Annotated in this window: 11 protein-coding genes; 2 read left to right on the top strand and 9 right to left on the bottom strand. The window is 27.1% G+C overall.

Annotated features, from left to right (window positions below):
• Positions 1-21: 21 nt before the first annotated feature.
• Entirely contained in the window at positions 22-507 is a 486-nt protein-coding gene (locus ACYUDJ_RS19215) for a dUTP diphosphatase (RefSeq protein ID WP_003488138.1), read from the bottom strand.
• Between the two features lie 295 nt (positions 508-802).
• Here ACYUDJ_RS19215 and ACYUDJ_RS19220 point away from each other — a divergent pair, with 295 nt between their 5' ends.
• On the top strand, positions 803-1,480 hold the full coding sequence (locus tag ACYUDJ_RS19220; protein ID WP_003488140.1) for a PHP-associated domain-containing protein: 678 nt from the start codon (positions 803-805) through the stop codon (positions 1,478-1,480).
• Between the two features lie 165 nt (positions 1,481-1,645).
• Here the strand turns inward: ACYUDJ_RS19220 and ACYUDJ_RS19225 are convergent, their stop codons facing one another.
• The 8 genes from ACYUDJ_RS19225 to ACYUDJ_RS19260 all read right to left on the bottom strand — a co-directional run bounded on the left by ACYUDJ_RS19225 (position 1,646) and on the right by ACYUDJ_RS19260 (position 11,503).
• Complete coding sequence (locus ACYUDJ_RS19225; protein ID WP_043032633.1) at positions 1,646-2,890, bottom strand: glycosyltransferase family 4 protein; 1,245 nt, start codon at positions 2,888-2,890, stop codon at positions 1,646-1,648.
• A gap of 299 nt (positions 2,891-3,189) precedes the next feature.
• Complete coding sequence (locus ACYUDJ_RS19230) at positions 3,190-4,563, bottom strand: sodium:solute symporter family protein (RefSeq protein ID WP_043032632.1); 1,374 nt, start codon at positions 4,561-4,563, stop codon at positions 3,190-3,192.
• A gap of 378 nt (positions 4,564-4,941) precedes the next feature.
• The gene (gene hydF, locus ACYUDJ_RS19235) at positions 4,942-6,135 is read right to left on the bottom strand and encodes a [FeFe] hydrogenase H-cluster maturation GTPase HydF (RefSeq protein ID WP_043032631.1); all 1,194 of its coding nucleotides are present in this window, start codon (positions 6,133-6,135) and stop codon (positions 4,942-4,944) included.
• An 8-nt stretch (positions 6,136-6,143) separates the two neighbouring features.
• A complete protein-coding gene (gene hydG, locus ACYUDJ_RS19240) occupies positions 6,144-7,520 on the bottom strand; it encodes a [FeFe] hydrogenase H-cluster radical SAM maturase HydG (RefSeq protein ID WP_043032630.1) in 1,377 nt (458 codons plus the stop codon).
• Positions 7,521-8,579: a [FeFe] hydrogenase H-cluster radical SAM maturase HydE gene (gene hydE, locus ACYUDJ_RS19245; protein ID WP_043032629.1), complete on the bottom strand. Its 1,059-nt coding sequence runs from the start codon at positions 8,577-8,579 to the stop codon at positions 7,521-7,523.
• A 2-nt stretch (positions 8,580-8,581) separates the two neighbouring features.
• Positions 8,582-8,833: a TM1266 family iron-only hydrogenase system putative regulator gene (locus ACYUDJ_RS19250; RefSeq protein ID WP_003488151.1), complete on the bottom strand. Its 252-nt coding sequence runs from the start codon at positions 8,831-8,833 to the stop codon at positions 8,582-8,584.
• Positions 8,834-9,177: 344 nt separating this feature from the next.
• Positions 9,178-10,014, bottom strand: a complete 837-nt coding sequence (locus ACYUDJ_RS19255; RefSeq protein WP_043032645.1) for a YjjW family glycine radical enzyme activase — start codon at positions 10,012-10,014, stop codon at positions 9,178-9,180.
• Positions 10,007-11,503 carry a YjjI family glycine radical enzyme gene (locus ACYUDJ_RS19260; protein ID WP_043032628.1) on the bottom strand — a complete coding sequence of 499 codons (1,497 nt, stop codon included), beginning with the start codon at positions 11,501-11,503 and terminating at the stop codon, positions 10,007-10,009. The genes ACYUDJ_RS19255 and ACYUDJ_RS19260 overlap by 8 nt, the downstream gene beginning before the upstream one ends.
• Before the next feature lie 562 nt (positions 11,504-12,065).
• Here ACYUDJ_RS19260 and prdC point away from each other — a divergent pair.
• On the top strand, positions 12,066-13,352 hold the full coding sequence (gene prdC, locus ACYUDJ_RS19265) for a proline reductase-associated electron transfer protein PrdC (RefSeq protein ID WP_042386023.1): 1,287 nt from the start codon (positions 12,066-12,068) through the stop codon (positions 13,350-13,352).
• Positions 13,353-13,378: the final 26 nt, after the last annotated feature.

Here is a 13,378-nt window from a genome sequence, read left to right on the forward strand (position 1 = left end):
CTTATTATCCATTTAAATCCTCTAATAACCATTATTTTGTCTGTCATGATTTATATTATTCTTTTTTAAGTAAGCTTCTTCTACATCTTTTTCTGAGAATCCTAAATTAATTCCTAAGTCTAGAAAATCTTCAAATAAAGTAATATAGTGATCTTTAGAGGAACAGATCATAAAATCATTTATATCTATATAAAGATTTAAAAATTGTTCAGTTAAACTGTAGTTTAAATTTTTGGGTTGCAGAGTTAAATCCTTAAAGTTTTGCTCTAATCCTAATGTTAAAATAAAATGAATACAATCCACATATTCTTCAAGTATAGTAGATTTATTTGAAGGTGATTTGATACTCCAATATTTAAAACATCTAGTTTCATTAGCTAATTCAGCTAGTTCAACCTGTAGAGCTAAAATTTTTTCACTTAATAGGGATTTACCTTGTAGAGAATGATTTTTTGTTATATGTTCATCTAGATTTTCTTGAAGTTCAAATAACTTTTTTAAATTCATATAAAAAGGCCGCCTTTCCCTAATTTTTTAAAAGTATTAAAAAACATAAAAAAGTCACATATATATTTTATCTAAAATCATTGAAATTTAAAAGAAGGTGGAATCGGTTACATGATTTTTTTTTATAAAATTACTAAATATTTTTAATTTTATAGATTAATTGTATTGTGAAAAAATAATAATAAATATTTATAGTATAGGTTATGACTATAATTTTATTTAATAAATCAACAAATGATTCTAAAAAAATGATATTATCATATAATGATGATAAATTATATCTTTGGAGGATTTTATGATAATAGATACTCATATACATGAAAGTAAATATTCATTAGATAGCAAAATATCTTTAGAAGAAATAGTGAAAAGAGCAAAAGAAATAGGATTAGATGGAGTTTGTATCACAGACCATGAAAGTAGCGATATTATGGATGAAGCACATGCTTATTCAAAAGCTACAGGATTTTTAATACTTGTTGGTGCTGAAATACTTACATATGAAGGCGATATATTAGTATTTGGATTAAAAGATATACCTAAGAATAAAATGCATGCTAAAGATTTATTAAGAATAGTATATGAGAATAATGGAGTAGCTATTAGTGCACACCCATATAGAAATAACAATAGAGGTATGGGTGATTATATAAGAGAAGCAAAAATGTTAGGTTTATCTGGAGTAGAAGCCTTTAATGGTAGTACAGAACCTCATCAAAATTTATTAGCCTATTCCTTAGCTACAGAGTTAAGCCTTCCATGTATAGGATCTAGTGATGCTCATGTTATAGAAAATGTGGGTAAATATGCTACTGTATTTCCAAATGGTATAAGAGATGAAAGGGATTTAATACAAGCTATAAAAGAGAGTAATGTTTGTCCTGCTATGTATGATAATGGAGGATATAAATATATAGATATATATAATAAAGTAATTAATAATTTAGATAATAAAATATATAAAATTATATAATACATTAAAAATTTATTATTATAATTAAATACAAATAAAAAGAGATAATGTTGGATTTTTAGATATTATCTCTTTTATTTATTAAGTTATTTTTAGATTTATATTGGATTTATTTATAATAAATATATGTTTTTCAGTAAGAGTATGACACATAGTATAGAAAATTTAAAATAATTTTTCTATATTTGAGAAGGCCTTGGCCCAAGATTTGCTCTTTATAGCTTCTTTAACCTTAGCATTTATTACTAAATCATTTTTAATTTGTTTTTCTATAAATGAAGCTAGATTATGTTCAAAACTAGGTATTTCTTCAGGTACTATAGTATCTATATTTTTTAATTTAGGCATAGGAACATATTCTATAATCCCACTATTGTTAATTGTTTCTCCCATCCATTCCTTTATACCAGGCAGTTCTGTACAAACTATTTTTAGTCCACAGGCCATAGCTTCTATTAATACTAAAGGTAAGCCTTCATATAAAGAAGGAAGTACTAGTATATTACATTCTCTAAATAAGTCAGATAATTTTTTTTGAGAAAGAGATCCTAAAACATTTATATTAAAATTACAAGAATTGTTTTTGCATAATTTAATTATACTTGTAGTTTCATCACCAGCCCCAGAACCAGCTAAGTAAAGTTCTATATTATTTACATATTTTTTTATTAGGTTAATTGAATTAATTAAAAAAGGTACTCCTTTGGAATAGCTTAGTTTGCCAGCATAGACTATTTTAATTTTATTTGAATTAATTTTATTTTCATTTATATAAAAAGTATCTGGATTAAAACCTGTACCTGCAATATATATTTTATTTTCATCTATTTTATAGGATTCTATAACCCGCATTTCTTCATCTTTATGAGATACTATTACAGCTTCTAAATTATTACAATTAGCTATTACATAATTTAATATTTCTTTTGAAATAGGTTTAGTACTATTTTTAAAGGATTCAAATTGTCTTAAATCTGTTCCATGACAAAAAGCTATAATTTTTTTATTTGGATATAGCTCCTTTACTAAAGCAGTTAAAATCCATAAATGGTGACATATTATTATGTCTGGATTAAATTCATCAATAGCTTTTTTTATAACTGATGAGAAAGAAATTTCCCATTTTTTTAGCATATCTATGGATAAATCTTTATATTTTCTACTTTCATAAGGCATTACATCGCTCATACCTACAATAGGAAAGGGTAAATTTGAGGTTTCAAATATTACAGGAAAAAATGTAATAGGATTTTTTGAAGAAAAAGTTACCTTTTTATCCTTTGCTGATATACCAGCTATTACAGCTTGCTTATAACCATTTTTATCAGCTTCTTTAACAAGGGCTTGAAGATACATACCACTTCCAGTTTTGTCAGGCCTTTGAGCTAATATGTTTAGTATTTTTTTCATCGAAATCCTCCTAGGATTAATATTAATTTGAAATATGCCAAAATAGGTGTATATTCTACAATATGTTACCATTAATATATAATAAAATAAAGAGTATAAAGTTTAAAACTTTATACTCTAAAAATTATTTTACTTCTGGTACAGAAGGTGGAGTGTTTTTTCTTTTTTTTGTTTGACCCTTATTATTTTCCTCTTGAGAAGGTCTTTTCATTCCTTTTTTAGCCATACTGAACCTCCTTTAATTAATATAGTATTATCTTTAATCAAAAGAGGTTTTTTAATACAGTACAAAATAAAATTTATATTTTTTCCATAGAATTAAATTTTTTACTTGCTATAGCCATAGTAATTATATTCATAGTAATACCTATATATATAGAAGTTATTCCACTAAATCCAATAATTATCCATAAAATACTTGATAGTGGACCAACTAATACGCAATAAAATCCTGCTTTATTATTAATCTTGTTTTTAAAGAATAATGCACATAATACTGGTATAAAAATAGGTGTGGCTCTAAATATCATAGATAAGAATCCCCAATTTAATATCATGGAATCAGTGTTATTTATAACTATTGCCAAAGTTAGAACACCTATTATTAAAATACATATTCTTAAATATAAAATTTGTTTTTTATCTTCTAATTTTTTATTAGATAAAGTTGGTATAATATCTTTTACCATCATGGTAGCTATACCTAAGGCCAATCCGGCACCAGTAGCTATGGATGATATAAGTACTGTAGCTATGGATACTCCACCTAAAATTGGGTGAAGATAATTAATTAAAAATAGAGGAAAAGCTTCATTTGGATTTATGCTTGGAAAATGAATTCTCATGTACATTCCTATAAATGTACATACAATGCCTACTGGAAATATTAAAAAAGCTACTAAAAAAGAACTTATTTTAGAAGTTTTAGGATTTTTGCCTGCCATAATAGATTGAAAGTAGGTCTGAGTAGATAGTACTCCAAGTACTGTTGAGAATCCTGAGGCTAAATCTTCAAAAATACCATCACTAAATATATTGAACCAAGGATTTTTAGGAAAGTGATTAAAAATTTCTGTAGTTCCATTTAATGAAAATATTAATATAATTCCACATATTATACTTGTAGTATATAAAAGTACAGTTTTAACAGCACCTACCATAGTACTTCCCCAGAAACCTCCGAAGATTATATAAAAAACTAATAAAAAAATTACTATTATAGAAGTTATTTTTACATCTATATTAAATATAGATGTAAAAAGAGGAGTACAAGCTAATACTTGACCATTTATATGAATAAACATACCTAAAGAAAGTAATAAACTAGAACTAGTTCTTGCTTTTAAACCATAAGTGGTTCCTATGATCTCAGGTAGTGTAGTCATATTATCCTTACCAACTTGGTTTGAATATATAAGTCCCAATAAAATACTAGCAATACATAAACCTAATATAAACCATATAGCAGAAATCCCGTGTTTATAAGCCATCTGTGCAGTACCTACAGTGGAAGCGCCACCTATTATAGATCCCATAAGCATACTAGTTACGCCTAATACACCTAATTTATTGTCTGCATTTATAAAGTCTTTGGCTGTTTTTACTTTTAGCTTTCCAATACATCCAGCTACTCCAGTTAAAATTAATGTTAAAATTATACTTACTATAAGCAATGTCCCATCCCCTTTTTAATGTCTAATAATATTATTATACCAATAAAAGACATATACGTTTTTATTTCAAATCTTATAACATACTAAATATAAGTTAATTTATTATTTAGAGCTCATTATCATTATTTATAATTAAAAATTGTTTAATAAACTTTATTTAAACATTATATATAAAATTTAAATAAAAATAAGATTGATTCAAAATGAAGTAGATTTAATTTTAACACTGCAAATAAAAAAACACTAATAAACAAACTTATATGTTCATTAGTATTTTTTTTATTTATTATATTAAAATTAAATCTATTTTAAACAGCAACTTTTTATTTAAGTTGTTTATTATATATATAAATTTAATAGTGTTTGTAAACTTATGTTTTATTTAATATTAAATAATTCTATACTTCTATCTAATATACCTGTTAAATAGGAAATTAGTATACCATAGTTGGTAATAGGTACATTTTTTTCTTTGCATAATTTAAGTTTTGAATCCATAGATTTTTTATTTACCATACAAGCACCGCAATGAATTATTAAATCGTATTTATCCACATCCTGTGGAAAATCTCCACCCATTTTAAATTCATAGTTTAATTTTTTATCCACATGTGAATTAATCATGTTTGGTATTTTAATTCTGCCTATATCTTCATGAGAATAATTATGTGTACAGCTTTCTGATATAAGTATTTTAGAATCTTCATTTAAAGCATTTATAGCCTTAGTTCCTTCTACAAAAGTTCTCAAATCACCTTTATAATTAGCAAACAAAATAGAAAAGCTTGTTAGGCCTATACTTTTAGGAACAATCTTATCTACTTTTTTAAAAGCTTGTGAATCTGTTACAACTAAATCTATATTTTTTATATCATCTAATGCAGATTTTAATTCTGTATCCCTAACTACATAGCTTTTTATACCATGATCTAAACAATCTCTTATTAATTGAACCTGTGGTAATATTAGTCTACCCTTTGGAGCTTCAGAATCTATAGGTATTACCATAACTACTTTGCTATTATAGGGAAGTAAAGTGCCCATGATAGTATCATTTTCTTTAGCTTTGCTTAAATTTTTTATTATTGAGTCTTTTAAATTAAGGATACTATTAATATCATCTGAGGAAACGAATATAGGATTTTCTATTATTTTTTTTAGTCCATTTATTGTATTTTTATCCACAGTATCTATTTTGTTTACAACGGTTATATAAGGTATATTTTGCTGTTTAAATCTATTTATACTTTTTTCATATAGATTTATATCAATATCTTCAGCAGACATAACATATACAGCAAAATCTGTTTTTAAAAGAGTATTCAAAGTTTTTTCAATTCTTATTTTGCCAAGTTCAGTGTTATCTTCTAATCCAGCAGTATCTGTAAATAAAACTGGACCTAAAGGTATAAGTTCCATAGCCTTACTTACAGGATCAGTAGTGGTTCCTTCTATAGAGGATACAATAGATATATCTTGACCTATTATTGCATTCATTAAAGAAGATTTTCCAGAATTAGTTTTACCTATAAAAGTTATATGAATTCTATTGGCATTAGGTGTAGTATTCATAAATCCTCCTAAAAAAATAAGTCTCGTTCACCATTTTTTATTTTTTCTATATTTTTAATAACTGTATTTTTAATATCTTCTCTTTCTATTTTATTTATCTCTTCTTTTATTAATTTTTCACCTTTTTCTTTTAGCTCTTCATCACCATAATCTAATAAAAATTCCATTAAAGTCATTATAGCATTAGGCTGACATACATATTGGATATTTCCAGATTTGGCAAGGCTCATAAATCTATCTCCAGTTCTTCCTTTTCTATAGCAACCCGTACAATAACTTGGAATGTGACCCTCCTCAATTAATTCTTTTAAAACATCTAGATGACTTCTATGATCTGCGATGATAAATTGGTTAGTATTTTTTCCCTCTTCTCTTTCTTTGTAGCCACCAACTCCAGCACAAGAACCAGCACTTACTTGAGAAACACCATATTCAATCACTTCTTTTCTCATTTCTGCGCTTTCTCTTGTGGACAATATTATACCAGTAAAAGGTACAGCTATTCTTAGTATAGCTACTATTTGTTTAAAAGTTTCATCATCTACTAAATGCGGAAACATCTTAAGGTCCATTCCTTCAGCTTTTTTTAGTCTAGGGACTGAGATAGTATGGAATCCTACGCCATATTTTTCTTCTAGATGTTGATTATGAAGCATCAATCCTAAAACTTCAAATTTATAGTTAGATAAACCAAAGAGAACTCCAGCACCTACATCATCTATGCCACCTTCCATTGCTCTATCAAATGCAGTTAGATGATATTCATAGCTATCTTTTAAGCAACTAGGGTGCATTTTTTCATAAGTAGGTTTATGATAAGTTTCTTGGAATAATATATAAGTTCCTATATTAGCTGCTTTTAATTTTTTATAATTTTCAACAGTAGTAGCTGCGATGTTAACGTTTATTCTTCTTATATTTCCATTTTCATTTTGAGTATCATATATAGTTCTTATACTTTCTAATATATAATCTATATCACAGTTTACAGGATCTTCTCCGGCTTCTAAAGCTAATCTTTTATGTCCCATTTTTTCAAGAATTTTAACTTCAGTTTTAATTTCTTCTTGGGTTAACTTTCTTCTTTCAAAGCTATTACAGCTTTTATAACCACAATATACACAATTATTAACACAATAGTCACTAATATATAGAGGAGCAAATAAGACAATTCTATTGCCGTATATAGACTTCTTTATATCTCCGGCAATTTTAAACATTCTAGATAATAATTTTTTGTCTTTTATTTGGAGAAGTATAGCAATATCTTTATGACTTAACTTCTCGTTACTACAGGCTTTATCTAAAACCTTTTCTATATCTTCATTTGTAGCATTTTCAGCTTCTTTTAATAAATTTTCTATATAATCATGATTTATAAACATTTATATTCGCCTCCATAAAATATTATCTCCTCTAGTTAAATCTAGAGAAAAACCAGCATTATTAATTCTATTTTCTATGCACTTCCTGCACTCTGCAGCCTCATCACCAGTACAAATTTTATTATCATATAGCATATATTTATCTCTAACATTAGTAGGAGAAAGATTTGGCATAACTACATTAGCACCTGCTTTTAAGCCTTCTTCACGGCCCATGGGATTTATTGTACCTAGAGCTGTAGTTGCTGGTAGTAAAACATCAGGTAAGAGTAATCGTATAAGGGCTAATAATGTAGTAGTATCTTCTAATGTACCAGCAGGTTGATCTTTAAGTACGGTATCCTTATGAGGAATAAAGGGACCTATACCAACCATATGAGGTTTTAACTTTTTTAAAAACACTAAATCATTTACATAATCTTCATTTGTTTGATTAGGAAGTCCTATCATAAAACCAGCACCAATTTGATAGCCTATTTCTTTCAAATTTTTTAAACATCTACGTCTATTTTCAAAACTCATATCAGGGTGAAGTTCTTCGTATAAACTTTTAGATGCTGTTTCATGTCTTAATAAGTATCTATCAGCTCCTGCCTCATAAAATTTTTTATATGTGCTATAGTCTTTTTCTCCCATGGATAATGTTATAGCACAGTCTGGAAATAAGTTTTTTATAGATTTTATAATGTTGATAATTTTATCATCTGTATAGTAAGGATCCTCTCCACCTTGAAGTACAAAGGTTTTATAACCTAAAGAATATCCTTTCCTGCAACAATTCAAAATTTCTTCTTTAGACAGTCTATATCTTTCAGCATTATTATTTCTACAGGATATACCACAATATAGACAACTGTTTTTACAATAGTTTGTAAATTCTATTAGTCCTCTTAAAAAAACTTTGTTATCATAGTATTTTAATCTAGTTTCATGAGATTTAGATATTAGATATTTTTTACTATCTTTATCAATATTGTTTAGCAAATATAAAAGTTTATCATTTGAGGTATTATTTTTTTCATATAGTTCATCAATAATTTTTTTTAGTAGTTTTTTCATATTTATATCTCTTTCTTTGATATAGATGTTTTTACAGATACATTTTCTATATTCCCTAGTTTACCTGTGAGACTATTAATTTGATCTAGAGTTCCAGTTACAGTAATGGAGATTACAGATACACCTTCTTCTTCAAAGGGTATACCCATTCTTCCTTTTACAATACCTTTAAAATCAGCTATTATTTCATTAAATTTTTGTTGACAGTTTTTAGGATCTTCTAAGATAGCGCTAATAACAGCTATTTTTTTCATAATATACCTCCTATTGCAAATAATAAATTTCATAATTATTTTATTGAGGATAGTTAGTAATAAAAGTAGATATTAAATATAAACGTTTATTAGAGATTAGTTTTACAAGATAAAAAAACTTTCCCAAAGGGAAAGTTAAAGTACCAAAATAAAAGGTATTAAATACCTCAATTTAAATTATATAACTTTCCTTTCAGATCAGATCAATCTTCACTGTTAGGTAACGTATATTTTTAAGAACAAATAATTAAAGAAGTAAAAAACCTCTCTAATTATTTGAACTAAATTTGATTTAATTCTACTTTAGCAAAGAATGTTTGTCAATAAATTTATGCTATGTAAGGTTATAATATTATTATATCTTTACAACCATTTTTTAATGCTATGTTTTTAAGATTTTCCATGTATTTATCTGTTGGAGTTTTTGGATCTATTTTTTCTTTTCTAACTCCCATAGGTCTATATTTTATAAGTTTATATCTTATATTAGGGTTTAAAGAAGCTATAATTTTGCTTATTTCAAATACGTTATTTTCATTATCTAGAAGATCAGGAACTATAACAGTTCTTATCTCGTACAGTTTATCTATGCTAGCTAAATATCTAACATTTTTAAGTACTATATCATTATCTCTTTTAGTGAGCATTTTATGCTCTTCATTGTCAAAGGATTTTACATCAACCATAGCCATATCCATTAATTCTGTAAGCTTAGGATTTTTAGAAAAATCTAAAGAGCCATTAGTATCTACAAAAATAGTAAGACCCAAAAGTTTAACTTTTTCGAATAGGTCTATTAAAAAATCTTTTTGGAGAGTACATTCTCCCCCAGATACAGTGATACCGGATATAAAAGGTTTTGTTCTTAATATTTCTTTTATAATTTCTCCAACACTCATATATTTATTTCTAGGGCCACAATTATTTTTACATTTTTCTAGACATAGACCACAGTTTTTACACTTATTTTCATCCCATTTTACAGAATCACCTAAAAATTCTACAGCACCATAAGGACATACAAAGGCACAGGTTCCACAAGCTTTACAGGTATTTATAGTTTCGGGATTATGGCAATATTTACAATCAAAATTACATCCCTGAAAAAATATAGCGGTCCTGTTTCCAGGACCATCTACAGAACTAAAAGGTATTATTTTGTTAACTAATCCTCTAAGCATCATCTCTTACCTTTCTTTCCAGTATTCTAGAATTTTTAACTGCCCCTAAACCTAAAGCTACTGTGTCTTGGAGAACTTGCTCACCTTTATCTAATTTTTTAATATCAGATAATTTAACAAGATAACCTGTTATTCTGATTACATCGCTATCAGAGGCGTAAAGAGAGAAGTATCTCATTCCTTCATTAAAAGCTCCATTTATTATATCTAATATAGATTCAGGATTTTTCTTTGCAGTAGATTCAAATGGGAATATATCACCTATACCAGATGGAAAGTATTTATGAAATTTAGCACTTTGGAGTAGATGAATAGGTAAATCTGGTTCTTCGCCAATAGGTATTCTACAACCTGGACTTGTTCCTTTGTCTGTTTCTATACCTACTTGCGCATGTAATAAAAAGTGCCCATCTGTAGCTGAGCAATGTTTATTTACGTTGCTATTTACTATATTGTACATTTTTTCTATTATTTTTATACCTAGTTCGTTAGCTTTCTCACTATGACCAAATTTATCTTTTAACTCACTAGCTTTTAATAAATGATTAACGCATTCAGCTAATCCAAACATACCAAACATAGCTGTAAATCTATCCTTATATATTAAATTTTCACGTACTAAAAAGCTACTTTCAAAAAAATTACTTTCTTCTACTATAAAATTTACTCTTTTATCTATATAGCTACTCATTTTTGTCATAACATCAGGTAAAACATTATCCAAGAAATCTTCTGCAGATGAAGCTTTTCTAGCAGCACCATAAAGGTTAAGTCTTACAAGAGTAAAGCTACCACCACCTATATACAAACCATTATAGCAACTAGCGATTCCATAGTTATAGGAAGGGAAATCCTTTGAAAAGATTTCATGATTTGCAAAACTAGGTTTAGCTGTAACTAAAGCTGTATTTATAGAATCTATAGCAAATTCTTTTGAAGTTTCTTTTCCATATTTTAAAGTTATGTTTGGTATAGCAGTTTGAAGTTCTCTTTGTGCCTTTAATATAAGTCTTCCAGCTTTAGTCTCATTAGGACCTATATTAGCATGGCAAAAAGAATCTGTTATAGTTCTATCTATATGAAGTAAAAATAATTTTATTGCTTTATAAGCTTCTAATTCATCTTCTATAAAAGGGTCTAAAAGAGTATCGATATTTCCTATATAAACAGGCATAGAAGTTATAGAAGGAACATGTTTATATAAAATAAGTAAATTATTTGTAGCTTCCCAAATATCTTTTGGAGGATTTAAGTTAAGGAATTCACTTCCCCGTTTCATAAATTTCTCGTAATCAGGACAAATATATCTAGGCCTATAAGGTGCATCACCTTCATTTAAATCACATATAATACCTTCATTTCTTAGATTTTGTATATCTGAAGGAAGGTTAAGTACATCTAATGAATTTTCAGCTTCACGAGCAAGAGATAAAACCTTTTGTTCATAAGTTAAAGTTTTATTTTTTATTATATTTAAAGTGTTATTCAAAACTCTCATCTCCTAATATAAATTTATAATATATTATATTAATCATTTTATATTTAAATAATTTTTTGTGCAAACATTTTCTTTTCAATCCAGATAATAAATGATAAATATTTAACGATAAATGAGAATTGATTTTTAATTTTAAATTAATAAGATAATAAAAAAATTAAAAAATAAGAGTGGAGAAATCTCCTATAACATATAATGATAGCAATAAACTTAGTATATAAGCTAATTTTATGAATAATTAAAATTTTTAAAAAGTTAACAGGTGTGTCAAAAAATGAAATATACTTTGTTAACCATTATACACCAATTGGTACAAAAAAGGATATAAACTATATATTGGTAAAATTGTGTTGGATTTTTAACATATTAATTTTGTCTTTTATTATATATTTGGGTAAAACATAGGAATCTACAGAATTATATATGTTGGCATAAGTATTGCTTATACATATATTGAGCAAAAGATTATATAAATTATTAAATTATAAATATTAAGAGCTAATTATAATCTATAAATATTTAATTAATCTGTAGAAATAAGGGGGTGCATATTTTGCAAAAATTATATTCTATTTTATTAAAACAACATATAGGGAAAATTAATAAACCTGTTGTTAAACTAGGGGATAGAATAGAAAAAGGTACTTTGATAGCTATTCCAGAAGGTATGGGAGCCAATATACATGCTAGTGTAAGTGGAATAATTAAAAATATTGATGAAAATGAAATAATTATAGAAGCAGATGAAGTACAAAAAGATGAGTTTAAACCTTTAGAAAGTAGCAATAATATATTGGATTTAATTCAGGAGGCTGGAATAGTAGGAATGGGGGGAGCAGGATTTCCTACTCACATTAAAATGGATGTTGATTTAAATGGCGGAGTAGTTATTGCTAATGCTGTAGAGTGTGAACCTTTATTGGCTCATAATATAAATCAAATTGTTAATGAACCAGAACTTATTTATAAGGGTTTATGCTATGCTATGGAAGCAGTAAATGCTAGTAAAGGGATTTTTGCAATAAAATCTAAAAATGTTGAAGCTATTTCTTCACTTAAAAATATAATAAAAGATAGCAATATTAAAATAGTGGAACTATCTGATATGTATCCTATGGGTGAGGAAAGAGCAATAATTAGAGAAGTTCTTGGAAAATTACTTGGTACAAGTCAATTACCATTAGAAGCTAATGCTGTTGTTTCTAATGTAGAGACTTTGGCTAAAATTGCTGAAGCAGTAGAATTAAAAAAGCCAGTTATAAGTAAAAATATTACTGTAGTAGGGAAATTAAAAAATGGATTAAAATCTCAAGTATTTATGAATGTACCTATAGGCACAACTGTAAGAGAAATTATAGAAGCCGCAGGTGGTATAGATGGTGAATATGGAGAGATAATTCTTGGAGGACCTTTTACAGGACGTAGTGCTCAAATAGATGAGCCTATTACAAAAACAAGTGGTGGAATAATAGTAACTATACCATTTTTAAAAGAAACTAGAAATATGGGACTATTGGTATGTGCCTGTGGAGGTAATGAAAATAGATTAAGGGAAATAGCTACAAATATGGGGGCTAATGTAGTAGGAGTAGAGAAGTGTAAACAAGCTGTAGAGATTAAAGGAAACTTGAAATGTGAAGATCCTGGGAATTGTCCAGGGCAAGCTGAGAAAATTCTTAAACTAAAAAAGAGTGGTGCAGAGGTTGTTTTAATAAGTAATTGCAGTGATTGTACTAATACAGTTATGTGTGTTGCACCTAAATTAAAGATGCCTGTTTATCATCTTACAGATCATGTAATGCGTACTGTAAATCATCCATTAATTCGCAGATTAAAATAATATAAATTTTTATGAATTATTTAATT

It is taken from the genome of Clostridium sp. CTA-6 (genome assembly GCF_054768115.1).

What these genes read in the sequence shown, in the direction of transcription:
- hydF (WP_043032631.1), bottom strand. Translation starts at nt 6,135, where the DNA reads ATGAATACTACACCTAATGCCAATAGAATTCATATAACTTTTATAGGT.
- ACYUDJ_RS19255 (WP_043032645.1), bottom strand. Translation starts at nt 10,014, where the DNA reads ATGCTTAGAGGATTAGTTAACAAAATAATACCTTTTAGTTCTGTAGAT.
- ACYUDJ_RS19220 (WP_003488140.1), top strand. Translation starts at nt 803, where the DNA reads ATGATAATAGATACTCATATACATGAAAGTAAATATTCATTAGATAGC.
- ACYUDJ_RS19250 (WP_003488151.1), bottom strand. Translation starts at nt 8,833, where the DNA reads ATGAAAAAAATAGCTGTTATTAGCGCTATCTTAGAAGATCCTAAAAAC.
- ACYUDJ_RS19225 (WP_043032633.1), bottom strand. Translation starts at nt 2,890, where the DNA reads ATGAAAAAAATACTAAACATATTAGCTCAAAGGCCTGACAAAACTGGA.
- ACYUDJ_RS19215 (WP_003488138.1), bottom strand. Translation starts at nt 507, where the DNA reads ATGAATTTAAAAAAGTTATTTGAACTTCAAGAAAATCTAGATGAACAT.
- hydG (WP_043032630.1), bottom strand. Translation starts at nt 7,520, where the DNA reads ATGTTTATAAATCATGATTATATAGAAAATTTATTAAAAGAAGCTGAA.
- hydE (WP_043032629.1), bottom strand. Translation starts at nt 8,579, where the DNA reads ATGAAAAAACTACTAAAAAAAATTATTGATGAACTATATGAAAAAAAT.